This window comes from Rhodococcus sp. MT28, assembly GCF_058792695.1.
In genome coordinates this window covers 241,714-266,025 of sequence record NZ_JBXAFD010000005.1, presented here as the reverse complement: position 1 = coordinate 266,025, position 24,312 = coordinate 241,714, and the positions used below count along the sequence as shown (strand labels likewise).

Here is a 24,312-nt window from a genome sequence, read left to right as displayed (position 1 = left end):
GTCTCACCTTGCGCACAGCGCATAGAATCGATCAAGTCCGTGTTCGAACCGAACGATTCGTCTTCAGGAGTACGCCCGTGCCCGTTGCCCCCGATCCCTCAACCGCGTTTGCCGAGTTCGCGCATCCCGACCGGTTGGTCTCGACGGAATGGCTCTCGGCGAATCTCGGTGCGCCGGGCCTCAAGGTTGTCGAATCCGACGAAGACGTGTTGTTGTACGACGTCGGCCACATCCCCGGAGCCGTGAAGATCGACTGGCATCTCGACCTCAACGATCCGGTCACCCGCGACTACATCGACGGTGCGAAGTTCGCAGAGTTGATGAACCGCAAGGGCATCGGCCGCGACGACACCGTGGTCATCTACGGCGACAAGAGCAACTGGTGGGCGGCCTACGCACTGTGGGTCTTCACTCTTTTCGGCCACGAGGACGTCCGTCTTCTCGACGGTGGCCGCGATGCGTGGATCGCCGAGAACCGCGACACCGCTTTCGACGTTCCCGACATCACGTCAACGGATTACCCGGTCGTCGAGCGCAACGACGCTCCCATCCGCGCATTCAAGGACGACGTTCTCGCGCACTTGGGCGACGGGCCGCTCATCGACGTGCGATCTCCGCAGGAGTACACCGGCGAGCGCACCCACATGCCCGACTACCCCGAAGAGGGTGCGTTGCGTGGTGGACACATTCCCAGCGCGCTCAGCATCCCGTGGGCGAAGGCAGCGGCACCGGACAGCCGCTTCCGCACCCGTACCGAACTCGGCGAGATCTACGGCGACCTGTCGGCCGACGACAACATCGTCGCGTACTGCCGCATCGGTGAGCGTTCCAGTCACACCTGGTTCGTGTTGACTCATCTTCTCGGTTACCCGAACGTTCGTAACTACGACGGTTCATGGACCGAGTGGGGCAATGCCGTGCGCGTCCCGATCGTCCAGGGCGAAGAGCCCGGAGCCGTTCCTTCCTCCGTATCGGCGTCATGAGCGCTCTTCCTTCGGCTCTGGCCGAGATCGTCGACGACTTCGCGGCCGTCGGCGCCTCGGACAAGCTCACCCTTCTTCTCGAGTTCAGCCGAGAGCTGCCGCCGTTGCCGGCGGAGCTCGAGCAGAGCGCGATGGAGCCGGTCCCCGAATGTCAGTCGCCGCTCTTCCTCTCGGTCGACGATTCGGATCGCGACAACGTCCGTCTGTACTTCAGCGCTCCCCCCGAGGCTCCCACGACGCGTGGTTTCGCATCGATCCTCGCGCAGGGGCTCGACGGCCACAGCGCCGACGAGATCCTCGGTGTACCCGACGACTTCTATTCGGCGCTCGGTCTCGCAGAAGCCGTGAGCCCGCTCCGTCTGCGCGGAATGTCGGCCATGCTCGCGCGCATCAAGCGGCACTTGCGGGGCTGAAAACATGGAGTTCACCGAACTGGCCGACTATGCGATTCCGGCCGGCGCACTCGTCGAATGGTTGCCGTGCGCAACCGGGCCCTGGGTTCCGGATCCGCGGCCCGTCTCCTACATTCACGAGGCACATCTCAACCGTTCCGCTGCAGGCGCAGGCGACAAGTCTTGGCTGGGAACAGCTTTCGAGATTTCCGGCCCGCTCGACGTCGATGCGTTCCGAGTCGCTCTCGGCCGGTGGATCGACCGTCACGAAGTTCTGCGCTCGCATACCGTCCTCGAGCCCTCGAGCGGCGAGATCACCCGGCACACGGTCCCGCTCGGCGGAATCGACATCGGGGTCGTCAGCCACGGCTACGACGCGTCCAGCCAGGACAACTTCGACCACCTTCACCGCCTGTTCGACGATTACGCGTCCCCGCACAGTTGGCCGTCGTACGTCTTCGCGACGTTGACGCCCCGCGGTGGCGACGGTCCGTTCACCGTGTTCTTCGCGGCGGACCACTCGATCATCGACGGGTTCTCGATCGTGCTGGTCGCTCACGAGATCGCAGCTCTGTACCGCGAGGCCTCGACCGGTAGTGCTGCAAATCTGTTTCCGGTGGGCAGCTACGTCGATTTCGGTGCCGTCGAACGCGAGCAGATGGCCGACATGGAAGCCGAGAAGGCTGCGGTCGAGATCTGGCGAAAGGCTCTCGGCACGGACGGTCTACCCCAGTTCCCGCTACCGATCGGTGACCGTGGAACCGATTCTCAGAACGGCCTGTCGACCTGGCTGCTCGACGCCGACCAGTCCAAGGCCTTCAGTTCGACGTGTGCAGCCACCGGCGTGGGGTACTTCGCCGGACTTCTCGGCGGACTTGCCGCTGTAGGTCGCGAAGTCGCCGGATCCGATCGATTCGAGGTCGTGACGCCGGTTCACACCCGCAGCGCTCAGGAGTGGGCGGGTGCGCTCGGCTGGTTCGTCGGACTGTGCCCGGTCGAGTTCGCCGTTGGATCGGACTGTTCGTTCGGCGACCTCGCGACACGCGCCGCCGAATCCATCGCTTCGGTCAAGCCTGCCGCAGCTGTCCCGTTCGATCGGATCGGTGAGCACCTCGAAACCCCGATCCGACCGCGATTCGTCGTGTCCTACATGGACGTTCGCTTCGTGCCCGAAGCCGCACAGTGGCCCGAATGGAACGCCAGAGCACTTCGAAGCAAGGCATATACGCACGACGTCTACATCTGGATCAACCGCACACCCCAGGGACTCAACCTCGCGGTCAGGTACCCAGGCAACGAGACGGCGAACGCCGCGGTTCACGCCTACGTGGCCGCACTGCGCCGGACCATCGAAGAAATCGTCACCGAACCGGACGCCGCCGCCTCCGACAGCTACTCATCGGTAGTTTTCGAAACCGTTTCCTAAGCCGGAGTGGGCTTTAGCGATCCGGTTACAACCAGCGCCGAAGCGATGCATACACTCCGAAGTGATGCCAATCCCCCGATGGTGAAATCCCAGAGGAATACACCGCGGAGACAGACTATGCGAACCACAGGAGGCTCAGTGCCCAGTCATGCCAGCGCGCACATTACGAAGGTGCTTGTCGCGAACCGCGGTGAAATCGCGGTACGGGTCATCCGGGCGGCCAAGGATGCCGGCTACGGCAGCGTTGCCGTTTACGCCGAGCCCGATGCAGACGCGCAGTTCGTGAAGCTCGCAGACGAGGCATTTGCCCTCGGTGGACAGACGTCCGCCGAGTCCTACCTCGTGTTCGACAAGATCCTCGACGCAGCCAAGAAGTCCGGCGCCGACGCCATCCACCCCGGCTACGGTTTCCTCTCCGAGAACGCCGACTTCGCCCAGGCCGTCATCGACGCGAACCTCATCTGGATCGGTCCGTCACCGCAGTCCATCCGCGACCTCGGCGACAAGGTCACAGCACGCCATATCGCAGAACGCGCGAAGGCGCCGATGGCAGCCGGCACCAAGGATCCCGTCAAGGGCGCCGACGAGGTCGTCGCATTCGCCAAGGAATACGGCGTCCCGGTTGCGATCAAGGCTGCCTTCGGTGGCGGTGGACGCGGCATGAAGGTCGCCCAGACCATCGAGGAAATCCCCGAGCTGTTCGAGTCGGCCACCCGCGAGGCCATCGCAGCCTTCGGTCGCGGCGAGTGCTTCGTCGAGCAGTACCTGGACAAGGCCCGCCACGTCGAGGCTCAGGTCATCGCCGACCAGCACGGCAACGTCGTCGTCGCCGGTACCCGCGACTGCTCGCTGCAGCGTCGCTTCCAGAAGCTCGTCGAAGAGGCTCCCGCTCCCTTCCTGACGGACGACCAGCGTGCACGCATCCACGCATCCGCCAAGGCCATCTGCAAGGAAGCCGGCTACTACGGCGCCGGAACGGTCGAGTACCTGGTTCAGGGCGACACCATCTCCTTCCTCGAGGTCAACACCCGCCTGCAGGTCGAGCACCCCGTCACGGAAGAGACCGCGGGCATCGACCTCGTGCGTCAGCAGTTCCTCATCGCCAACGGCGAAGAACTCTCCATCAAGGAAGATCCCACCCCGCGTGGACACTCCTTCGAGTTCCGCATCAACGGCGAAGACGCCGGCCGCGGCTTCATGCCTGCCCCCGGCCCGGTCTCCGTCTACCGTGAGCCCACGGGCCCCGGCGTTCGCGTCGATTCCGGTGTCGTTGCCGGCGATGTCATCGGCGGACAGTTCGACTCCATGCTCGCCAAGCTCATCGTCACCGGCGCCACCCGCGAAGAAGCCCTCCAGCGGGCATCGCGCGCTCTGGCCGAGTTCGAGATCGACGGCCTCGCGACCGTTCTCCCGTTCCACCGCCACATCGTCGAGAACCCGGCGTTCATCGGTGACGGCGAGAAGTTCGACATCTACACCAAGTGGATCGAAACCGACTGGGTCAACCCCATCGAGCCGTACGCAGGCGCCGGTGCTCCCGTAGACGACGAGGACGAGGCTCTGCCGCGTCAGAACGTCGTCGTCGAGGTCGGTGGACGTCGCGTCGAGGTTTCCCTCCCGGGCCAGTTCTCGCTCGGCAACGGCGGCGGCGCTGCCTCCGGTGCGATCCGCAAGAAGCCGAAGGCGCGCAAGCGCGGCGGCGCCGGCGGAGGTGCAGCATCGGGTGACGCTGTCACGGCTCCGATGCAGGGCACCGTCGTCAAGGTTGCAGTGACCGAAGGCCAGGAAGTCGCAGAAGGCGATCTGATCGCCGTTCTCGAAGCCATGAAGATGGAAAACCCCGTCAACGCGCACAAGGCCGGTGTCGTCACCGGACTCTCCGTCGAGCCGGGTGCAGCAATCACGCAGGGAACGGTTCTCGCAGAACTGAAGTAGGGCCTCCGGCCCCGTGCGCCTTTCCGGTAGTCCCCACTACCGGAAAGGCGCACAGTCGTTTGAGTAGGCTGTAACGATGGCTGACGTCCCCGACATTCGCATCGGCACTGCAGAACGCGAGCAGGCACTCGATCTCCTGAGCGAGCACTTCGCCGCAGGCCGCCTCACCGTCACCGAGTTCGACGAGAGAAGCGGAATCGTCAGTGCCGCAACAACTCGCAGTGAACTCGTTCCGGTGTTCGCCGATCTTCCGGGCAACTACCAAGCCCCCGGCACCGCTCCCCTGTCGATGGTGACGCCTCCCGACGCACCGGCGGAGCGAGGCTTCAACCCCGACTGGTCCGGTCGCGTCATGGCCGTCGTCCCGATTCTCGCGGTGATCCTGTTCTTCGTCACCGGCACCTGGTTGTGGTTCCTCGCGATTCCCCTGGCCGGTGCACTGCTGTTCGGTACCGACCGGGAACGCAAAGCCAAGCGCCGCCGCGAGCGGGACTCCGACTGATGGAGCCGATCGAGATCAACGCAGGCGGCTGGTATCTACGCGCACTACGCGCAGACGAGCGTGTGGACGACCGCCCCGCCCTTGCCGATGGTGGTATCACCGACCCCGATTACGTGAGTCAGCGAAGCGCTCAGTGGCACGAAAACAGCGTCTACTCCTGGGCAGTGTGCCAACCCAACACCGGTGAGCTTCTCGCCGAGGTCGTTCTGACGCCTCTCGACTCCACCGCCCTGCTCACCGGCTGGGCCCGCGACGGGCACACCGAGGCGCTCACGACGGCCGCCGACGCCGTCACCAGATTCGCCGAAGGTGCACTCGGACTCGTCGTCGTCGAGGGGCAGACGAATTGAAGAACAACCGATACTGGCCGTTGGCGATCGCCGTGGTCATTGCCCTGATCATGCTCTTCTCCCCGGGTTCCACCGTGCCCTCGAGCCCGGAGAACACCGACAAGATCACTCACACGCTGATGTTCGCGGTATTGGCGATCACCTCGTTGCACGCGCGGATCCCGGTGTGGCTCACGGCTGTGTGGTTGTTGATCTTTGCCGCGACGTCCGAGGTTCTTCAAGCAGCGCTGCCCATTTCGCGTTCCGGTTCGATCTGGGACGGCAGCGCCGACCTGCTCGGCATCGCCATCGGGATCGGTATCGTCAGCCTCTTGACGAGGCGACGAACTTCCCGCCGAGACGAGCCGAGCAGGTCCTGATCAGCTGAGCAGGTTGCTCCGCAATTGGTCCTGGGTCGACGCGTCGATCTTCAAGCCGTCGGTGAAGTAGGCCTCGATGGATCCGTGTACCTGCGCGAGCTCTGCCATCGACGCCTCCAGGTACTCGCGCCTGACACCGAGGACACCCTCGAGCAGGGTCGGGTCGATCCCCTTGGCCTCGAATCGCTCGAGGAGCGGCGCGAACATCGGCAACAAAATCTTGTTGGTTTCGAGGTAGTCCGCGAAGACCGCGTCCTCGGAGGCACCCAGGAACAGCAGTAACGCGGCCGCTGCCCAACCCGTGCGATCCTTGCCCGTGGTGCAGTGAATGAGTGCCGGCGAGCTGGGCGGCTGCGCCAAGTCGACGAACAGTTGCCGGTACGACGCGACCGCACTCGGCAAGGTCACGAAATCGCGGTAACTTCCCTGAAAGTACTCGAGCGCCTGGCCGCTGCCCAACGCTTCGGCAGCAAACGCCGGGTCGGCGATCATCTGCTGCATCTGAGCCGGAATGGCGCGATACTGCTTGTCCGCCAATACGTCCAGGCCGATTTCTCGGATACCGTCCGGCGTCAGATCTGGTGCCGTCTCGCGTTCGGATTCGGTGCGCAGATCGTAGATCGTGACGATGCCCAGATCGGCGAGGGTCTGTGCGCCGTCCGCACTGAGCGATGCCAGATCGGTGGAACGAAACACGCTCCCGGTGCGGACGGTGCCACCGAAGCTCGATTCGGGGCCACCGATGTCTCGGAGGTTCGCCAGGGACGGTACGACGGAAGACAGCTTCGGAGTATCGGTCATACCTGAGAATGTATCGGTCGCCGAGAAACCGTGATCGGGGAAGAGCAGCCGGAGAAATAAGATCGAGACACATCATCTCCCGTAATTGCTGCGCTACAGATCCGTAACATGCTCAAGTAATCCTGTGGACATGCCTACAACGAATTCCAGTGGTCTCGGAGCCTTCGATGCGCTCGGTGACCACCAGGCAGTCGCGGCGCTGCTCGAGTGTTGCCATTCCGCCGTGTGGGCACAGGAAATCGCCTCGTCTCGCCCGTTCGCCGATCTGGAAGCTCTGTTCGACAAAGCAGATGCGGTGCTGGCCGAGCTTCCCGAGTCCGAGATCGACGACGCTCTCTCCGGCCACCCACGAATCGGTGAGCGAAGCGAGAGCGCGGCCTCTACCCGTGAACAGTCGGGAGTCTCGTCGGCGACAGAAGACGTACTCGCGGAACTTCGACGGAAGAACGCCGAGTACGAAGAGACATTCGGCCATGTTTACCTGGTCTGCGCGTCGGGGAAATCTGGAACGGAGCTCCTCGACATCCTTCGAGGTCGTCTCCGAAACGACCCGGCGACCGAGCGTTCCGTGCTTCGAACCGAATTGGCCGCCATCAATCGGATCAGACTCGCCCGTCTGATCGATGCACTCGCCGGAGGCACAGCATGAGCAAGACCCTCAGCACGCACGTTCTCGACGCGACGACGGGCAACCCCGCGGCGGGGATTCGCGTCGAACTTCGTGATCGAGACGGCGCCTCCGTCACCACTGCGGAGACCGACTCCGACGGCCGCATCCCCGAACTTGCTCCCGGTGGCCTGACCGCCGGTCACTACACCCTGACTTTCGACACCGGAACGTATTTCGAGACCAACGGACAAGAAAACTTCTACCCGGAAGTGACAGTGACCTTCCGGGTGGACGACACGGCACGGGGCTATCACGTCCCACTGTTGCTGTCTCCCTTTGCTTATTCCACCTATCGCGGGAGCTGAACACGTGACTACCGAAAACATCACGACCGGCAACATCACAACCGGCAGTACGAACACCGAACGGTTGAGCGGATCGATCGAACTATCGGGTCACCAGTACGGCAAAGCGGAAAATCGAGTAGTCCGAATCTATCGAGACACCCCCCGTCACGAAATTCACGACATCAACGTCTCCACCTGCCTGCGTGGAGATTTCGCCGACGCGTACCTCACCGGTGATCAATCGAAGGTTCTGCCGACCGACACGCAGAAACAAACGGCCTACTCCTACGCCAAGGAAAAGGGTCTGATCTCGATCGAGACGTACGGACTCGAACTCGCCCGTCATTTCGTCGACGACATCGAACCGGTCAGTGGCGCGCGGATCGAGATCGAGGAATACGCCTGGGAGCGTGCGATTGTCGACGGCAGCGAACACGACTACACCTGGATTCGGAAGGGTCAGGAAGTTCGGACGGCGTCGATCACCATCTCCGATACCGGGACATGGGTGATCGGCGGCTTGAAGGACCTGGTGATCCTCAAATCGACAGGTAGTGAGTTCTCGGGTTTTCTCGAAGATCCGTACACCGTTCTCGAGCCGACCGACGACCGCGTCATGGCGACGACGTTGGTCGCCCAGTGGCGATTCGTCACCACCGACGTCGACTGGGAATCGGTCTACGCGGGAATCAAGGCACAGATCGTCAAGCAGTTCGCACAGGTACATTCACTTGCCCTGCAGCAGACGCTCTTCCACATCGGCAAGGCAATCCTCGAGGAATTCCCGATCATCGCGGAGGTTCGACTGTCGGCACCCAACAAGCATCATTTCGAATATGCACTCGGCCGCTTCGGAGTGGAGAACGACAACGAGGTGTTCCACGCTGCGGATCGTCCGTACGGCCTGATCCAAGCTGCGGTCAGCCGATCCGACGCACCAGACGCGGGACCGTCGTGGACCACCTACGCCGGTTGGTTGTCGTGACCGAATCAGCTCTCGGGGCAACACTCGTCGTGGCGGGCGCTCATGTGGTCACGATGGACGGCGACCGCTCCGAGTACTCCGACGGCTATGTGGTGATCTCGGGCAACAAGATCGTCGACGTCGGCGCCGGAACGCCACCCGAATACCCGGGTGCGCAAGTGATCGACGGGAGTGGTTGCCTGATCACGCCGGGTCTGGTCAACACACATCATCATCTCTACCAATGGATCACCCGAGGCCTGGCCGCGGACTCGACGCTTTTCGAGTGGCTGACCACCCTGTACCCCGTCTGGGCAGGTATCGACGCCGACGCCGTCCACGTGGCGGCCACCGGCGGCCTCACGTGGTTGGCGAAAACCGGATGTACGACCACCACCGACCACCACTACGTCGTTCCCCGCGACGCCGGCGACGTTTTCGAGGCCGAGATCACCGCTGCTGCGCAGGTCGGCCTTCGATTCCACCCGTGTCGTGGGTCGATGGATCTCGGCCAGAGTTCCGGCGGCCTGCCACCGGATCACGTCGTGGAAAAACTCGATGACATCCTGACCGGCACGCAGTCGGTGATCGACCGTTGGCACGACCCGAATCCCGGATCGATGCTGCAGATCGCGGTAGCTCCCTGCTCACCCTTCTCGGTGACGGAGGCATTGCTCCGCGAGTCCGCGACGCTGGCCCGCGAAAACGGCGTGCGTATGCACACGCATCTGGCCGAGACACTGGACGAGGAGAGATTCTGCCGCGAGCATTTCGGTTGCACGCCGGTCGAATACATGGAACGAGTCGGCTGGGTGGGCCCGGACGTCTGGTACGCCCACGCAGTCCATCTCGACGACGCCGGTATCGAGACGATGGCGCGAACCGGAACTGCGGCGGCGCACTGCCCGACCTCCAACGCGCGCCTGGGAGCCGGTATCGCCCGTGCCGCCGATTTGGTGAACGGCGGGGTCACCGTGGGGCTCGGCGTGGACGGCGCGGCGAGCAATGAAGCTTGCAGCCTGATCGAGGAGTCTCGTCATGCACTTCTGTTTGCTCGCGCGAAGGGCGGACCGCAGACGATGACGGTGCGAAAAGCCTTGGAATTGGGAACGATCGGCGGCGCACGAGTTCTGGGCCGCGAGGGCGAAATCGGATCGATCGAGGTCGGAAAACTTGCCGACCTGGCGGTGTGGAAACTCGACACCGTCGCGCATGCCGGCATCACCGATCCGGTGGCGGCGCTCGTACTCGGCTCGACTCCCCCGCTGAAGTTACTGCTCGTCAACGGACGAATCGTAGTTGCCGACGGACGAGTCACCACCGTCGACGAGGACGTCGTGGCCTCGGATGTCGCACGCGCACACCGCGATCTACTCGGAAAGGCTTGAGGTCGCGATGGACCTGCACAGCGTCGACGAAGTTCTGGTGCCGCGGACCCGCGCCGAACTCCCCTGTGCCTCACCCGGCATCGGGTTCATCGGTGGCGGCACCTGGCTGTACTCGGAACCGCAGCCGCACCTGACCACCCTTGTCGACCTTGCGGGCTTCGACTGGGAAGCTGTGGCGGTCGGCGATCTCGGTCTCGAGATCGCGGCCACCTGCACCATCGAGGAACTGTGCCGCGCCGAACTTCCCGCATCCTGGCGCGCCGCAGCGCTGTTCCAACACTGCGCTGACGCACTACTCGCATCGTGGAAGGTGTTGCGATACGCGACAGTCGGCGGCAACATCGCGCTCTCCTTCCCGGCCGGAGCGATGACGACTCTGTGTACCGCTCTCGATGCCGAACTGACGATCTGGCGTCCGGACGGTACCGAATACTCGTTCCCCGTAGTCGATTTCGTTATCGACGATTCTCGAAACGTACTCAGGTCCGGCGAGATCATCCGCAGTATCCGGATTCCCGTGCATGCATTGACTGCACGTACCGCGATGCGAAAGCTGGCTCAGACGTCACTCGGGCGATCGGCCGTAGCCGTGGCCGGACGCTGCGGCGCCGACGGTTTCACGCTGGCGATCACCGCCGCGACCCGCCGTCCGTACGCTCTCAAATTCGACGAACTCCCCGACGCCACAGCACTTGCGGATGCGTTGCGCAGCAGGATTCCGGAAGACGCCTACTTCACCGATGTCCATGGAACTGCGCCGTGGCGGAAGGCGATGACCGAGCTTCTTGCCGAAGAAATCCGAGGTGAACTGGAATGAAGTACTCGGTGGACGGAGTTCCGCGCGACGACCAGCCCCGCCCAGGACAGTGCCTGCGAACTTTCCTCCGCGAGCACGGAGCGAACTCCGTCAAGAAGGGGTGCGATGCCGGGGACTGCGGCGCCTGCTCGGTGCTGGTCGACGGACACCCCACCCATTCGTGCATATTTCCCGCCCATCGCATCGACGGCCGCGACGTCGTCACCGCCTCCGGTCTCGGAACACCGGAGAAACTTCACCCCATTCAACAGGCATTCGTGGACGCGGGCGGATTCCAATGCGGTTTCTGTACAGCGGGAATGGTAGTCACCGCATCAGCGTTGTCGGTCGAGCAAAAATCCGATCTCGCGTGCTCGATGAAAGGTAACCTGTGCCGCTGCACCGGTTATCGGTCCATTCGTGACGCTCTCGCCGGTACATCCAATACGGAGACCGCCAAAATAGGCGGGGCTCAGGGGCGTTCGATCGCAGCCCCGGCGTCCGCACGCATCGTCACGGGAACCGAGCAGTACACCATGGACTTCTCCCCGGGTGAGAAGCCGGTCGACCTGCTTCACGTCGCAGTACTCGGCAGTCCGCACGCACACGCACACATAACGCGGATAGACACGGCAGCAGCCGAAGCGGCGCCGGGCGTCGCCGCGGTCCTCACTTTTCATGACAGTCCGGACGTGCTGTTCTCGACCGCCCGGCACGAGGACCGCAACGACGATCCGGACGACACGCGCGTGTTCGACAGCACCCTCCGTTTCCGCGGCCAGCGCGTAGCCGCGGTCATCGCCGAAACCCCGACGCAGGCGGAACGTGCACTCTCGCTGATCGAAGTCGACTACGAGGTACGCGACGCGGTATTCGAACCAGATCTGGCGCGTTCCCCCGGCGCTCCACTCCTGCACGGCGACAAGGACGAGAGCTCGCGGATCGCCGAGGCCCCCCGCAACGTGGTTGCCGCGCTTCACGATGGCGTCGGCGATCTGGACCGTGCGCTCGCGGATGCGACTGCAGTCGTCGAAGGTACGTGGAAAACTGCGCGAGTCCAGCACGTGGCCTTGGAAACTCACGGCGCAGTGGGGTGGCTCGACGAGGAGGGCCGTCTCGTCATCAGAAGCAGCACACAGGTGCCGTTTCTGGTTCGGGACGAATTGGCCCACATCTTCGATCTCGATCGCAGCCGAATCCGGGTGTTCGCAAAACGGGTAGGCGGGGGTTTCGGCGGGAAGCAGGAATTACTCACCGAGGATCTGGTCGCACTGGCCGTCTTGAAGACCGGCAAGCCCGTAGCCTACGAGTTCAGCCGAAGCGATCAGTTCACCATCGCACCGTCACGGCATCCGATGCGAGTATCGGTGCGTGCGGGCGCCGACGCCGACGGAACTCTCACTGCGCTCGCTATCGACGTCCTTTCCGACGCGGGGGCGTACGGGAACCATTCGATCGGAGTCATGTTCCATGGTTGCGCCGAATCCATGGCGGTCTATCGCGCTGCGACCAAACGCGTCGACGCCGAAGCGGTCTACACGAACAACGTTCCGTCCGGCGCCTTCCGTGGTTACGGGCTCGGCCAGATCATCTTCGCCGTCGAGTCGGCCATGGATCAGCTCGCTGATCGTCTCGGCATGGACCCCTTCGAGTTTCGGCGGCGAAACGTCGTCGTTCCCGGAGACGATTTTGTCGACTGGCACGTCGAGGACGGTGATCTCGAATTCGGCAGCTACGGACTGGACCAGTGCATCGACCTCGTCGACAGTGCACTGTCGAGCGGACGCGGAGAGGCTGCACCGGCAGGGTCGCGTTGGCAGATCGGTCGGGGCATGGCAATTGCCATGATCGCGACGATCCCGCCGCGTGGTCACTTCTCCGACACCACCGTCGCGCTCGAGGCCGACGGTCGGTACGTCGTGAACATCGGCACTGCTGAGTTCGGCAACGGAACCACTACGATTCACCAACAGATCGCGGCCACCGAATTGCGGACGACAGTCGATCGCATCACGATTGTTCAATCCGACACCGATGCCGGCGGATACGACACCGGAGCATTCGGGTCGACGGGAACGGTGGTCGCCGGAAAGGCGCTCCTGATCGCCTGCGAGCGCCTTCGCGAGCGGATACTGACCCGTGCGGTGCGATCGAGCGGTCGCGGCGCGCAGATCGACGACCTTTCGCCGGACGGTGTCGAAACGTCCCACGGTTGCCTCGATTTCGCGACGCTACTCGAAGGTGGCCCGCTCGCCGCTGACGGTCGCCACGGCGGTACACCGCGCTCGGTCTCGTTCAATGTTCACGGTTTTCGCGTTGCCGTCGACACGAACACCGGCCGGGTGAAGATCCTGCAGTCGGTTCAGGCCGCCGATGCCGGCACCGTCATGAACCCGGCACAACTGCGAGGGCAGGTGGAAGGCGGTGTGGGACAAGCGCTCGGCGCTGCGCTGTCGGAGGAGATCGTCATCGAAGAAGGTCGGGTGATCAATCCGCAGTTGCGCAATTATCACGTTCCCCAGATCGGGGATCTGCCGATCACCGAAGTACTGTTTGCCGACACGTACGACAAGCTCGGGCCTTTCGGCGCGAAATCGATGAGTGAGGCCCCCTTCAATCCTGTAGCACCGGCGTTGGCAAACGCGATTGCCAACGCGTGTGGAGTGCGTATGTACTCCACACCGATGACACCGGATCGAGTGTGGGAACAGCTACAGAGGCCCTAGGTCTCGCGTGCGAGCACGCGCTCGACCGCGTCGACCGCGTCGTCCAGCTCACTGGTGGTCACCGTCAGCGCGGGCCGGAATCTGATTCCCCTCTTCCCGGTGGGCAGTATCATCACGTGCTCGTCTTCACGCAGTCGCTGTACGACGCGATCGCGAAGGTCACTGTCTTCCAGAGTGATCGCGCACATGAGGCCACGACCGCGCGGCTCGGTTGCCGCCGCGTACCGCCCGCAGACTTCGGTCAACCGGGCAAGGAGATGCGCACCCGTGAATCGCACGCGGTCGATCAGTCGGTCCTGCTCGACGACTTCGAGTATCCGCCGGGCACGAACCATGTCGGTGAGGTTGCCACCCCACGTCGAATTGATCCGAGAACTGACGTGAAACACGTTGTGATGCACTTCATCCACGCGCCCGCCGGCCATGATTCCGCACACCTGCGTTTTCTTGCCGAACGCCACCACATCCGGACTCAGACCCAATTGTTGGTAGGCCCAGGCAGTTCCGGTGATTCCGCAACCGGTCTGTACTTCGTCGAGAATGAAGAGGGCGTCGTTTTCGTGGCACAACTCCTGCATCGCCTGCAGAAATTCCGGCCTGAGGTGATGGTCGCCGCCCTCGCCCTGGATCGGCTCGGCGATGAAACAGGCAATGTCGTCGGGGTTGTCGGCAAAAGCTCGGCGCGCTTGATCGAGAGCTTGCCTCTCCGCAGCTTCGACATCGCGGCCGTCTGCCAGGTACGGCGAGTCGATACGTGGCCAGTCGAACTTGGGGAATCGCGCGACCTTGCCCGGTTCGGTGTTGGTGAGCGACATCGTGTAGCCACTGCGGCCGTGAAAAGCCTCGGTCAGGTGCAGGACCTTTGTCCCCAGATCTGCTGACAACCCACGGCTTTCGTTCCGCCGACTCTTCCAGTCGAAGGCAACCTTGAGTGCATTTTCCACCGCCAGGGCTCCGCCGTCGACGAAGAACAAGTGTGGGAGTGCCGAATCCCCCAGTACCCGAGCGAAAGCCGCAACGAAGCGCGCCATGGGTTCGGTGTAGATGTCGGAGTTACTCGGCTTGTTGGAGGCCACGACAGCCAACTCCTGTTGAAACTCCTCGTCGCCTGTGATCGCAGGGTGATTCATACCCAGGGCCGAAGAGCCGAAGAAACCGAACATGTCCAGATACTCGGTTCCGTCTCGCAGGTCACGGAGATAGGAACCCCGCGACCCTTCGACGTCGAGAATCAGATCGAATCCGTCGACGAGGATGCTGGCCTTCAACACGTCGTAGACCGGAAAGAGCGCACTGTCACCGAAGTCTCGCATCGCAGTACTCATACGCGAAGGCTATGTCAATTTTCCGGGAGTGTCGATAGAGGACCGTAAAAGTTATTGAACAAGCGTCATTCGTCGTAAAAAGTTTGTAGGATGATGGTGCTTCGTGTGTTGACATTGGCTGCCGTACGAATCTCCTGCAGCAATCGCTCCAACGCCCGAGGTGACGCCACCCGGACCAGGAGGACGTAGCTTTCGCTCCCGGCTACCGAGTGACACGAGACGACCGCCGGCAGATGACGCAAGCGGGCAGGCGCATCGTCGGGCTGCGAGGGATCGAGAGGAGTGATGGCGACAAATGCGGACAGATTGTGGCCGAGTGCCTCCGGATCGATCTTCGCGGAGTACCCACGGATCACCTTGCGAGATTCCAAACGACGCACTCGCGACTGGACTGCGGAGATCGAGAGTCCAGCCTTCTCAGCAAGACTCGCGAGAGTGGCACGGCCGTCCAAGACCAATTCACGCATCAAAAGTCGATCGGTTTCGTCGACCGGAACACCGGCAACGTCACTGGTTTCTGTTTCTCGCACCTGCGCAGGCTAACGCAATCGGACATTCGTATGGTTGAAACCTGGGAGCTACGTGCACGGTTCGCAGCGGCCCTCGCCAAGATGTATGGCGACGAGGTCCCCGCTTACAACACCTTGGTAGATGTAACGATGCAGGTGAACCGTGATTTTGCCGCCGAACATCCGGATTCTGCGGAGCGCCTGGGCAGCCTGGCGAGAGTCAGCGCCGAGCGTCACGGCGCCATCAGACTGGGGACTCTCGACGAACTACGTGACGTAGCCACCGTCTTCGGCGGATTCGGTATGTTTCCGGTCGGCTATTACGACCTCCGGCTCACCGACTCCCCCATTCCCGTTGTCTCGACGGCATTTCGCCCCACCGATCCCGCCGAACTCGCCCGGAACCCGTTCCGCGTTTTCACCTCGGTGCTGACCAGTTCCGATTCCAGGTTCTTCGACACCGACCTCGAGCGTCGGATCACCGGGTTTCTGCGTCGCCGGACCCTGTTCTCTCCCGAACTTCTGCAGTGGGCACGTCAATCGAGTCGCGAGGGCGGCCTGACGGAGCCCGAGGCGACACAGTTCGTCGATGCAGCGACCTCGGCGTTTCGGCTCGGCACCGATCCCATCGACGCGGGCTGGTACCGCGAACTCGCCGCAATCTCGCCTGTCGCTGCAGACATTGCGGGGCAGGGCTCGACCCACGTCAATCACCTCACCCCGCGAGTGCTCGACATCGACGAGTTGTACCGCCGCATGACCGAGCGCGGTATCACCATGATCGACCGCATCCAAGGCCCGCCGAGATGGAGCGGACCACCACTACTTCTGCGGCAGACGTCGTTTCGTGCATTGGCCGAAGACAGACTCTTCCGTCAGCACGACGGATCGGTCACCACTGAGCCCGTCCGCGTCAGATTCGGCGAGGTGGAGGCACGCGGAATCGCGTTGACCCGCAGCGGGCGAGCGATCTACGACCGACTGATCGCCACGCCCGAGGACGCCGATTGGGACAGCGAATTTCCGCACTCCGAAAGCGAACTCGATGCCGCGGGGTTGGCGTACTTCACGTTCCGAACCGAAGGAACTGTTGTCGTCCGCGATCCGATCGTCTACGAGGACTTCCTACCTGCCTCCGCGGCCGGGATCTTCGCATCCAATCTCGATTCCGTGACCGGATTCGTTTCCGATGCGCCCGGCGCCGAATACGGGCAGGATCGATTGGAGGGCGCCGTCGACCGCACCATCGAAGATCCGTTCGAGCTGTACCGCGCACAACAAGAGGCGTCACGTGCGGTGCTGCCTCCCGCCCACAACAACAGAGGACTCCCCAGTGAACCTGCCTGATTCTTCGAGCCTCGCCGATCGCGCCGAAAGCGCCCTTGCCGCGTGCGGTGTCGAGTGGCCCGCCGGCGACCTGAGCGCACGAACCCCCATCACCGGTACGCAACTGCGTACCGTTCGGCAGCACTCCGGCCGAGAGGTCGACGACGCCGTCGACGCGGCGCATCGCGCGTTCCTCACCTGGCGCACCGTCCCCGCTCCGGCGCGCGGCGCGGTCGTGCGCCGGCTGGGCAGCCTACTGACCGAGCACAAGGATGACCTCGCGGAAATCGTGACGTTGGAGACCGGGAAGGTCACCTCGGAGGCTCTCGGCGAGGTACAGGAGATGATCGACATCTGCGAGTTCGCCGTCGGTCTCTCCCGGCAGCTCTACGGACGCACCATGCCGTCCGAGCGTCCCGGACACCGGTTGACGGAAACGTGGCACCCTCTCGGCGTTGTCGGAGTCATCTCCGCGTTCAACTTTCCCGTCGCGGTGTGGTCGTGGAATACCGCCATTGCTCTCGTGTGCGGCGACGCCGTCGTCTGGAAGCCTTCGGAAACCACTCCGTTGACCGCGCTGGCATGTGACGCGCTCCTGCGACGTGCGCTCGCGGATTGTCAAGCACCGATCGACGTTCACCAGTTGGTCGTCGGCGGACGTGACGTCGGTGAGGCTCTCGTGGACAACCCACTCGTGGCCTTGGTCAGCGCCACCGGTTCCGTGAGGATGGGCCGCGCCGTGGCTCCGCGGGTCGCCGAGCGCTTCGGACGAAGTCTCCTGGAGCTGGGTGGAAACAACGCCGCAGTCGTCACGCCGTCGGCGGATCTCGAGCTTGCCGTGCGCGGAATTGTCTTCTCCGCCGCTGGAACTGCCGGGCAGCGCTGCACCTCACTGCGCCGGCTCATCGTTCACGAGTCGATCGCCGACAACGTCGTCGACCGCGTTGCGTCCGCGTACGCGCAACTCCAGGTCGGTAGTCCCTTCGATTCCGGTGTTCTGGTCGGGCCGCTGATCAACGAAGCCGCGTTCGAGACGATGCAGAAATCGCTCTCGGCCGCACGCGCGGACGGCGGAACTGTGGTGTGTGGCGGGGACCGCGTCGGCGATTCCGGGTTCTACGTGACACCTGCCCTCGTTCGTATGCCCGCACAGACCGAGGTGGTGCGGGCGGAGACTTTTGCACCCATCCTCTACGTCTTGACCTACACCGACTTCGACGACGCCATTGCGCTGCACAACCGCGTACCTCAAGGACTTTCGTCCTCGATCTTCACACTCGACCAGCGAGAAGCAGAGCGCTTCCTCGCCGCCGACGGCTCCGATTGCGGCATCGCGAACGTGAACATCGGAACGTCCGGTGCGGAGATCGGCGGCGCATTCGGCGGGGAGAAGGAGACTGGCGGCGGACGCGAGTCGGGTTCGGATTCGTGGAAGGCATACATGCGCCGAGCCACCAATACCGTCAATTACTCGGACCAGCTTCCGCTGGCTCAAGGGGTCGAGTTCGGCTGAACACCTGCCGGGCGAAATCGGTGATCGCGTCGATCAACTCCGGGAGCGCCGACAACTGCGGTGCATGGTCGGTGCCCAGGCTGACCACCTGGGCACCGGGGACAAGTCTCTGCATGGCGCGTTGAGCCTCGATCGGCACGGTTCGATCCAGCGTGCATTCGACATACAACCTCGGCACGGTTCCGAATCGCTCTTCCGTCCAGACCGGTGCCATCAGGCGGGCTGACTCCAGTTGTGGAACGAGCATGCGCGCGGCGAAGATCGCATCAGCCACCGGCGCTTCGTGGAAGAACACAGCGGCACCGGCTTCGGGCGGAACAGCCGTCGCATCCCCGTCGTCGGCGGGGACCAACCAACGTGAGATCCCGACCGGACTTTCCAGACCGAGTTCGACGCAGAGCATCCCGAAGTCCGTCTGCGATGGAAGCATCATCCCTGCGACGTACACAAGACCCGTTACCCGCGAAGGCAGCAACTCAGCCACCTGTGAGGCCACGATGCCACCGCCGGAGTGACCGACGAGGGCGCACTGCCCGTCCAAGGACTCGACAACTGCCACAACATGTTCGGCAACGACATCGAGATCGATCACGTCGTCTGGGTTCCAACTTCCCGAGCCGGGAAGCTCCACCACAACAGGATTGAAGCCGGCCGATTTCAGTGGGCCACACACACGATCCCAGACCCAACCGCCGGCCCACGCTCCGTGGATCAGGACGATGTTCCGTGCACTCACTGCTTGACCTCGAGCTCCGCAGCCAAAAGTACCCGAGCCGCCTCACGACCTGCGGCGGCGTTGGACTTCCCCTGCCTCGACCCGGCCAATTTGGCCTTGATGTGATCGCGAACGGTAATGGGTTCGTACTCCAAGCCGGAGTCGTCCTGAAAACTCGGCAAGGTCGCAATCACCGCGTCGACGTTTCCATCATGGAAGAAGGCCGCCGATCGCCGGCGCTTGATGGTGCCGTTCACCACCGGAGGCGCAACTCGGTGCAGCGTGGACATCCACCTGTCGTTGGTCAGTCGCGCGGTGAGATCCCCGAGGTTGACCAGTAGCGCGCCGTCGTGCGGCCAGACATCGTGCCAGCGTCGGTCGGTCCCGAGCACTTGCAAACCTTCGACCTGATCCGCCCACAGCACGGTGACCAGCCCGAAATCGGTATGTTCACCCATCCCCTTCAACTCACCGTCCAACGTCACCGTCCCTTCGGGTAACGCGTAGTTGTTCATCCGCAGTACGTCGATGGAGTGGTCGGTGATCGACTCGAAGAATCCTGGGGTCAGCCCGAGCGCATCTTCGAAAATGGCGGTCAGTGTGCGTGCCACCCGCTCGCCATGGGCGTAGTAATTCTCCACCCGCTCCGTGAAACCGGACACTGCGGGCCACAGGTTGATTCCGTAATCGTCCTCCGACAGTTCGAGTTCGGTGAATGATCGGGCTTCGGTTCCGACGTTGAAGGCCTCGAAAAAGTCGTTCATTCTGGTCGCGGATTCGACGCCGAGGCTCAGGCTCAGCGACTCGCTCTTGGGTGGGCTGTACCCACGATTCGCGCCCTCGATTCGGTAGCCCGACTTCGTCTCCATCGGCAGCCCGAAGAAGTCGTCCATCGCTTCGGCGAGGCCGGAAGAAACAGCGGCCGGAACACCGTGGCCCCGAATCTGCATGAAACCTACAGTCCGACAAGCATGGTCGACTTCGGCCGCCACTCGCGCCTTGTCCTGGTCGGCACCACCGAGCACGTAAGGCGAGATGTCGACGACGGGCACTTCGAAGGGATCAGACTGGGACTGTGACACTGGCGTCTCCTGCAGAGCTGGTGGCGGGTTCAGATTTTGCAGTGGCATGGAGGCTCTCTCGCGATCGCCTCGCGAGTTCACCGAGTCGGGTGTGATTGAACAGCAGATTGAGCGAAAAGGCCGAGGCCGCAGCCAAGGTGATGCCGCTACCGAGGAGGATCTGAGCCGAGGAGGGGAATCGCTCGAACATCCCCTCCGCAAATTCCGGAAGAATACCGATCCCCACCGATACAGCGGCGATCGTGGTGTTGATCGGGTCACTGAGATCGACCTTGCGCAGCGTGTTGATTCCGACCACGGCGACAGTGGAGAACAAGATGATTCCGACACCGCCGACCACCGGATCAGGCAGGGCTGCAACCACTTCACCCATTCGCGGGATGAGGCCGAGGACGATCAGAATGGCACCGCTGGTAGCGGTCACGTACCGGCTGTACACCCGGGTCGTGGCAACGGCGCCGACATTCTGCGAGAAAACGGTGTCGACAAAGGCATTGAAGATTCCGCCCAGAACTCCCGACATCCCGTCGGCCACCAGCCCTCGTGCGAGATCTGCTTTCTTCAAAGGCTTTCCGGTGATCTCGCTGACCGCCAGCATGCTCGCCGTCGATTCTGCGAAGACGACTGCCATGACGATACTCATCGCCACCACGGCGGTGACGGGAAACTCCGGAGCGCCGAAGTGGAACGGCATCGGGAAGCCCACCCAGGCCGAGCCGCCGACGCCACTCAGATCGATCAGGCCCATCGGGATGGCGATCACGGTGCCGATCACAAGCGCCATCAGTACACCGAGCTGCGTCCACATCCCGCGGCCGAGGCAGATGAAGGCCACCGCGACCACAACGACTGCGGCAGCCAGCGCCAGATTCTTCGGGTCGGCGAACGACGGGGAGGTGGGGTCGTTTCCGACGATCAGTCCTCCTGCGACACCGATCAACGAGATGCCGATGACTGTGAGGACGACGCCGGTAACCAGGGGTGGGAAGTATCGGACGATCTTGGCGAACGGCACGGCCAAGGCAATGCCGACTACGCCACCGACCAGCATGGACCCGTACACCGCCTGCAGGCCGTACTCCTTGGCGATCAGAATCATCGGCGTCAGCCCGGCGAAGGTCGCCCCGCAGACGATCGGCAGCCGGACACCGGCGACCTTCCCGACGCCCAGGCTCTGAATGATCGTGATGATGCCTGCAACGAGCAAGTCCGCGCTGATCAGCATCGCGACGGTGCTGCGGTCCAGCCCTACGGCGGCACCGAAAACCAGCGGGACCGTGATGCAGCCGGTGTACATGATGAGGACGTGCTGAAGAGCAAAAGCAGACTGGCGGGCAAATGGGAGCCGCTGGTCGACAGGATGGATGGCCATGCGCCGATCTCCGTCCGAAGCTGGAAGTGTTTCGTGTACGGGACTATTCAGCACGTCGATAATTTCTTACCGTGGTCGAATTTGTTTCGTCTGTGTAATCAAAACTTTCACCAGAGCACTGCTATCTTCGGCACATGGACGACGACCAGAAGGCGATAGCGACCGCAATCGGGGCTGCCGTGCGGACGGCGCGAAAAGAAGCCGGACTGACGTTGCGCGAGGTTGCCGTGAAGTCGGGCTTGTCGCAGCCCTTCCTGAGCCAGACCGAAAACGGCCACGCAGTACCCAGTGTCATGAACCTTCATCGCCTCGCGCAATCGCTCGGCACCACGGCGTACGCACTCTTGGCACAGGGTGAGCGAACTCCGTCCAGCCTCGTCCGCGCCGGCGAGGGGCGAACCTTCGAACTGGCACACGATTCGGTGATTCGATTCTGCTCCACCGGCTCACGGACCATGGAACCCAACGAGATCACGGCAGCACCTCATTCCGAGGCAGGTGAGCACACCGAGCACGCCGGCGAAGAGTTCATTCATGTTCTCGAAGGATCTGTCGAGGTCGAGGTGGGACTGGACGAGCATCACGTTCTTCACGTTGGCGACACCCTCCTCTACACCTCGACCATCCCGCACCGGTGGTTCAATCGCACCGATGCGGTCGCGAGGTTCCTCATCGTGAGTTCGCCGCCCTCGTTCTAGATGCGCGGCTGTAGTTCCACACCACAACCCCCGGCTCACGGCTTACCCTGACAGCGTGACCATGTGGCCGGAACTTGCGCGCGAAATCGCCGATACCGTTCTGTTTCCCGTCGCCGACAGCGTCGACGCCGACGGAGAAATCCCCAGCAGCCATTTCGACGCGCTCGCCGCCGACGGCTTCTACGGCATCGCCGCCCTCGGTGAGGGTGGCCCCAGCAGCGAAGAACTGGTCGAGGTCCTCGAAACCTTGTGCGGCGGTTGCCTCGCGACGACGTTCACCTGGATGCAGCATCACGGCGTCGTCGGAGCCCTGGCGGCGAGTCCCAATGCACCTCTGCGCGAACAATACTGGGACGGTCTGGTTTCCGGCACGATTCGCGGTGGGGTTGCCTATGCCGGCGCCATCCCCCGCCCACCGCTCCTGTGGGCGAAGCGGGTGAACGACGGCTACGTCCTCGACGGGATCGCACCCTTCGTCACCGGTTGGGGCATCGTCGATGTTCTCTTGGTGTCGGCGCGCGACGAGTTCGACAATTCCATCGTTCATTCCGTCGTACCGGTAGGCGAGGCCCCGGGTCTGACGATCGAGGAGCTTCCACTGATCGCGGCGCGCGGGAGCAACACCGTCCGAATCGTGTTCGACGCTTTCGAAATTCCCGATACCGACGTCTGTGCTGTCGTCAGCGACGAACAATTCCAGAGCACCCAGCTCCCCGGCTTGTGGCTCAACGGCGCGATGGCCATGGGCATCACCCGCCGCGCTGTCACCGAACTCGCGGATCTGGGAGTCGACACCGACGCGTTCAAGGAACAAGCCACCCGGGCGCGCGCCGATCTCGATGCAGCACTGCGCGGCGGCGGCGACATGTCGGCCGCCCGCGCCCGAGCGTCGGAACTTGCGATACGCGCGTCGGCCGCACTCGTGACTGCGACCGGAAGCCGCGCTCTGGTCGGCAGCAACACCCCCGAGCGGCTCATGCGTGAAGCCACCTTCACTCTTGTCGCGGCTGGTCGCCCGGAGATCAAAACAGCTCTCGTGGAACGACTCAGCGGATACTGAGTACGCACGGTTATACTCGATTACGCTGGGGCTCATGACCAGTGGAGAACCAGTACTCATCCCGGCCGGAACCGTGTTCACGCCGGAGGACCTGACGTTCTATGCCGATCGCGACTCCCGCAGTCTCGACGACGCCATCGCCGAAGCCGACCTTCTTGTCAGTTGCCCACACTCGGGTTCCGCGATTCCAGCAGAACTCTCACGTTTTCTCGCACCCGAGTTCACACAGCGGCTGCAATTCGACTTCACCGACATGTCCACCAGTCCCATCGTGCGCCGTTGGGCCGAAATCGATTCGCGCATCGTGTACGTCGAGAATCCGCACCCTCGCATGATTCGCGATCCCAACCGTGCGAAGCCCGAAAACCTGGAAGCGTCACTGCGCGAGGCCTTCGCCCGCGTCCACGAGGCCGGTGCCGGCAACAAAGCGGACCTCGCCTGTGTCGACGCAGTTCGCCCTGTCACCTTCTCGTTCTACCCTCTGCTGCTCGAGCCGACCGACGACGCGGGTTGGAAGGACCTCGCCGAGACCTTCACCGAGACAGCTGAACACGGTTTGGGCGTCTACGAGAGAACTCGCGACGCACTGATCGAAGCCATGGTGGCGAAGAGCTTCGAACTCGGTCGATCGTTCACGACCTTGTCGTTCCACGACACGATGAACCACACCACCCGGCAGGACGGCGCCGTCAATGTCGAACGGCCGGAAGCAGATCGGCTCCCCGACGTCGTCGCGCTCTCCAATCGTGGCGACCACGACGGCAATCGACGCGGCGACAATCCCGTGACGATGGATCCGGAGCTCATTCGCACACTTGCGATCTCACATCGCAAGGGATTTCAGGTCGACGATCCGGATGCCGTCGCTCTCAATCAGCCGTACCTCGGCAGTTTCGAAATCATTCGAGCCGGAGCCAGATTCGCCGAATTGAGCGCCCGCGCCGCCGAAGCCGGGATCACGTTGAGCGCGGTTCAGGCCGAATTCAAACGAGAATTCCTACTGGGAGACGAACTGGCCGCCTACATCATGGAACCCGGCGTCGACTGGCCTACACCCGACGCCGAACGGGTGGACCAGCTCGCCCACGCGTGCAAGGCGAGCTGGGACCACTACCGCAACAGCTGACTCAGCG

24 protein-coding genes are annotated in these 24,312 nt (G+C 63.1%); 18 read left to right on the top strand and 6 right to left on the bottom strand.

From position 1 onward, the window contains the following. The first annotated feature begins 77 nt into the window (after positions 1-77). From AC1Q6C_RS21025 to AC1Q6C_RS20995, 7 genes are all read left to right on the top strand, one after another. The gene (locus AC1Q6C_RS21025) at positions 78-983 is read left to right on the top strand and encodes a sulfurtransferase (RefSeq protein WP_003940962.1); all 906 of its coding nucleotides are present in this window, start codon (positions 78-80) and stop codon (positions 981-983) included. After that, positions 980-1,396 carry a SufE family protein gene (locus AC1Q6C_RS21020; protein ID WP_003940804.1) on the top strand — a complete coding sequence of 139 codons (417 nt, stop codon included), beginning with the start codon at positions 980-982 and terminating at the stop codon, positions 1,394-1,396. Before AC1Q6C_RS21025 ends, AC1Q6C_RS21020 begins: the two co-directional genes overlap by 4 nt. A 4-nt stretch (positions 1,397-1,400) precedes the next feature. Then, complete coding sequence (locus AC1Q6C_RS21015) at positions 1,401-2,801, top strand: condensation domain-containing protein (RefSeq protein WP_042449590.1); 1,401 nt, start codon at positions 1,401-1,403, stop codon at positions 2,799-2,801. 138 nt (positions 2,802-2,939) lie between these two features. Further along, entirely contained in the window at positions 2,940-4,736 is a 1,797-nt protein-coding gene (locus tag AC1Q6C_RS21010) for an acetyl/propionyl/methylcrotonyl-CoA carboxylase subunit alpha (RefSeq protein WP_030535031.1), read from the top strand. A 76-nt stretch (positions 4,737-4,812) separates the two neighbouring features. Then, positions 4,813-5,238, top strand: a complete 426-nt coding sequence (locus AC1Q6C_RS21005) for a DUF1707 SHOCT-like domain-containing protein (RefSeq protein WP_003940708.1) — start codon at positions 4,813-4,815, stop codon at positions 5,236-5,238. Next, complete coding sequence (locus AC1Q6C_RS21000; protein ID WP_003940792.1) at positions 5,238-5,588, top strand: hypothetical protein; 351 nt, start codon at positions 5,238-5,240, stop codon at positions 5,586-5,588. Before AC1Q6C_RS21005 ends, AC1Q6C_RS21000 begins: the two co-directional genes overlap by 1 nt. Next, on the top strand, positions 5,585-5,947 hold the full coding sequence (locus tag AC1Q6C_RS20995) for a VanZ family protein (RefSeq protein ID WP_003940977.1): 363 nt from the start codon (positions 5,585-5,587) through the stop codon (positions 5,945-5,947). Before AC1Q6C_RS21000 ends, AC1Q6C_RS20995 begins: the two co-directional genes overlap by 4 nt. Here AC1Q6C_RS20995 and AC1Q6C_RS20990 read toward each other — a convergent pair whose 3' ends face one another. Beyond that, positions 5,948-6,748 carry a tyrosine-protein phosphatase gene (locus AC1Q6C_RS20990; RefSeq protein ID WP_007727222.1) on the bottom strand — a complete coding sequence of 267 codons (801 nt, stop codon included), beginning with the start codon at positions 6,746-6,748 and terminating at the stop codon, positions 5,948-5,950. A 130-nt stretch (positions 6,749-6,878) separates the two neighbouring features. On the opposite strand from AC1Q6C_RS20990, the gene uraD reads away from it, so the two are divergent. From uraD to AC1Q6C_RS20960, 6 genes are all read left to right on the top strand, one after another. Next, on the top strand, positions 6,879-7,397 hold the full coding sequence (gene uraD, locus AC1Q6C_RS20985; protein WP_030535033.1) for a 2-oxo-4-hydroxy-4-carboxy-5-ureidoimidazoline decarboxylase: 519 nt from the start codon (positions 6,879-6,881) through the stop codon (positions 7,395-7,397). Continuing rightward, entirely contained in the window at positions 7,394-7,723 is a 330-nt protein-coding gene (uraH, locus tag AC1Q6C_RS20980; protein ID WP_007727227.1) for a hydroxyisourate hydrolase, read from the top strand. The genes uraD and uraH overlap by 4 nt, the downstream gene beginning before the upstream one ends. Positions 7,724-7,787: 64 nt before the next feature. Beyond that, entirely contained in the window at positions 7,788-8,690 is a 903-nt protein-coding gene (gene pucL / locus AC1Q6C_RS20975) for a factor-independent urate hydroxylase (RefSeq protein ID WP_037129153.1), read from the top strand. A 53-nt stretch (positions 8,691-8,743) separates the two neighbouring features. Next, positions 8,744-10,057: an 8-oxoguanine deaminase gene (locus AC1Q6C_RS20970; RefSeq protein WP_230359898.1), complete on the top strand. Its 1,314-nt coding sequence runs from the start codon at positions 8,744-8,746 to the stop codon at positions 10,055-10,057. 7 nt (positions 10,058-10,064) lie between these two features. After that, complete coding sequence (locus AC1Q6C_RS20965) at positions 10,065-10,874, top strand: FAD binding domain-containing protein (RefSeq protein ID WP_030535037.1); 810 nt, start codon at positions 10,065-10,067, stop codon at positions 10,872-10,874. After that, complete coding sequence (locus tag AC1Q6C_RS20960) at positions 10,871-13,579, top strand: molybdopterin-dependent oxidoreductase (RefSeq protein WP_230359716.1); 2,709 nt, start codon at positions 10,871-10,873, stop codon at positions 13,577-13,579. The genes AC1Q6C_RS20965 and AC1Q6C_RS20960 overlap by 4 nt, the downstream gene beginning before the upstream one ends. Here AC1Q6C_RS20960 and lat read toward each other — a convergent pair. Both lat and AC1Q6C_RS20950 read right to left on the bottom strand, forming a co-directional pair. Continuing rightward, positions 13,576-14,904 (bottom strand): L-lysine 6-transaminase, encoded by a 1,329-nt coding sequence (gene lat, locus AC1Q6C_RS20955; RefSeq protein WP_221741991.1) that lies wholly within the window; start codon positions 14,902-14,904, stop codon positions 13,576-13,578. The two genes, AC1Q6C_RS20960 and lat, sit on opposite strands and share 4 nt — an antisense overlap. 65 nt (positions 14,905-14,969) lie before the next feature. Further along, positions 14,970-15,434, bottom strand: a complete 465-nt coding sequence (locus AC1Q6C_RS20950) for an Lrp/AsnC family transcriptional regulator (protein WP_003940830.1) — start codon at positions 15,432-15,434, stop codon at positions 14,970-14,972. A gap of 30 nt (positions 15,435-15,464) precedes the next feature. On the opposite strand from AC1Q6C_RS20950, the gene hglS reads away from it, so the two are divergent. Both hglS and amaB read left to right on the top strand, forming a co-directional pair. After that, positions 15,465-16,760 carry a 2-oxoadipate dioxygenase/decarboxylase gene (gene hglS / locus AC1Q6C_RS20945; RefSeq protein ID WP_081557646.1) on the top strand — a complete coding sequence of 432 codons (1,296 nt, stop codon included), beginning with the start codon at positions 15,465-15,467 and terminating at the stop codon, positions 16,758-16,760. Next, positions 16,747-18,252 carry an L-piperidine-6-carboxylate dehydrogenase gene (gene amaB / locus AC1Q6C_RS20940; RefSeq protein ID WP_230359715.1) on the top strand — a complete coding sequence of 502 codons (1,506 nt, stop codon included), beginning with the start codon at positions 16,747-16,749 and terminating at the stop codon, positions 18,250-18,252. The genes hglS and amaB overlap by 14 nt, the downstream gene beginning before the upstream one ends. Here amaB and AC1Q6C_RS20935 read toward each other — a convergent pair. From AC1Q6C_RS20935 to AC1Q6C_RS20925, 3 genes are read right to left on the bottom strand one after another with little or no spacing between them, the layout of a single operon-like run. After that, positions 18,203-18,988 (bottom strand): alpha/beta fold hydrolase, encoded by a 786-nt coding sequence (locus AC1Q6C_RS20935; RefSeq protein WP_208689669.1) that lies wholly within the window; start codon positions 18,986-18,988, stop codon positions 18,203-18,205. The genes amaB and AC1Q6C_RS20935 overlap by 50 nt on opposite strands. Then, positions 18,985-20,049 carry an isopenicillin N synthase family dioxygenase gene (locus AC1Q6C_RS20930; protein ID WP_230359714.1) on the bottom strand — a complete coding sequence of 355 codons (1,065 nt, stop codon included), beginning with the start codon at positions 20,047-20,049 and terminating at the stop codon, positions 18,985-18,987. Before AC1Q6C_RS20930 ends, AC1Q6C_RS20935 begins: the two co-directional genes overlap by 4 nt. Continuing rightward, on the bottom strand, positions 20,030-21,421 hold the full coding sequence (locus tag AC1Q6C_RS20925) for a uracil-xanthine permease family protein (protein WP_007727244.1): 1,392 nt from the start codon (positions 21,419-21,421) through the stop codon (positions 20,030-20,032). Before AC1Q6C_RS20925 ends, AC1Q6C_RS20930 begins: the two co-directional genes overlap by 20 nt. 134 nt (positions 21,422-21,555) lie before the next feature. Here AC1Q6C_RS20925 and AC1Q6C_RS20920 point away from each other — a divergent pair, with 134 nt between their 5' ends. From AC1Q6C_RS20920 to AC1Q6C_RS20910, 3 genes are all read left to right on the top strand, one after another. Continuing rightward, positions 21,556-22,119 carry a helix-turn-helix domain-containing protein gene (locus AC1Q6C_RS20920; protein ID WP_492666761.1) on the top strand — a complete coding sequence of 188 codons (564 nt, stop codon included), beginning with the start codon at positions 21,556-21,558 and terminating at the stop codon, positions 22,117-22,119. Positions 22,120-22,180: 61 nt separating this feature from the next. Further along, entirely contained in the window at positions 22,181-23,179 is a 999-nt protein-coding gene (locus AC1Q6C_RS20915) for an acyl-CoA dehydrogenase family protein (protein ID WP_412770933.1), read from the top strand. A 34-nt stretch (positions 23,180-23,213) separates the two neighbouring features. Next, positions 23,214-24,305, top strand: a complete 1,092-nt coding sequence (locus tag AC1Q6C_RS20910) for an N-formylglutamate amidohydrolase (protein ID WP_230359712.1) — start codon at positions 23,214-23,216, stop codon at positions 24,303-24,305. Positions 24,306-24,312 lie beyond the last annotated feature (7 nt).

Coding starts and splice junctions, on each gene's coding strand:
- AC1Q6C_RS21020 (WP_003940804.1), top strand. CDS start 980: ATGAGCGCTCTTCCTTCGGCTCTGGCCGAGATCGTCGACGACTTCGCG.
- AC1Q6C_RS21015 (WP_042449590.1), top strand. CDS start 1,401: ATGGAGTTCACCGAACTGGCCGACTATGCGATTCCGGCCGGCGCACTC.
- AC1Q6C_RS21005 (WP_003940708.1), top strand. CDS start 4,813: ATGGCTGACGTCCCCGACATTCGCATCGGCACTGCAGAACGCGAGCAG.
- AC1Q6C_RS21000 (WP_003940792.1), top strand. CDS start 5,238: ATGGAGCCGATCGAGATCAACGCAGGCGGCTGGTATCTACGCGCACTA.
- AC1Q6C_RS20990 (WP_007727222.1), bottom strand. CDS start 6,748: ATGACCGATACTCCGAAGCTGTCTTCCGTCGTACCGTCCCTGGCGAAC.
- uraD (WP_030535033.1), top strand. CDS start 6,879: ATGCCTACAACGAATTCCAGTGGTCTCGGAGCCTTCGATGCGCTCGGT.
- uraH (WP_007727227.1), top strand. CDS start 7,394: ATGAGCAAGACCCTCAGCACGCACGTTCTCGACGCGACGACGGGCAAC.
- AC1Q6C_RS20970 (WP_230359898.1), top strand. CDS start 8,744: ATGGACGGCGACCGCTCCGAGTACTCCGACGGCTATGTGGTGATCTCG.
- AC1Q6C_RS20965 (WP_030535037.1), top strand. CDS start 10,065: ATGGACCTGCACAGCGTCGACGAAGTTCTGGTGCCGCGGACCCGCGCC.
- AC1Q6C_RS20960 (WP_230359716.1), top strand. CDS start 10,871: ATGAAGTACTCGGTGGACGGAGTTCCGCGCGACGACCAGCCCCGCCCA.
- lat (WP_221741991.1), bottom strand. CDS start 14,904: ATGAGTACTGCGATGCGAGACTTCGGTGACAGTGCGCTCTTTCCGGTC.
- hglS (WP_081557646.1), top strand. CDS start 15,465: ATGGTTGAAACCTGGGAGCTACGTGCACGGTTCGCAGCGGCCCTCGCC.
- AC1Q6C_RS20925 (WP_007727244.1), bottom strand. CDS start 21,421: ATGGCCATCCATCCTGTCGACCAGCGGCTCCCATTTGCCCGCCAGTCT.
- AC1Q6C_RS20920 (WP_492666761.1), top strand. CDS start 21,556: ATGGACGACGACCAGAAGGCGATAGCGACCGCAATCGGGGCTGCCGTG.
- AC1Q6C_RS20915 (WP_412770933.1), top strand. CDS start 22,181: ATGTGGCCGGAACTTGCGCGCGAAATCGCCGATACCGTTCTGTTTCCC.
- AC1Q6C_RS20910 (WP_230359712.1), top strand. CDS start 23,214: ATGACCAGTGGAGAACCAGTACTCATCCCGGCCGGAACCGTGTTCACG.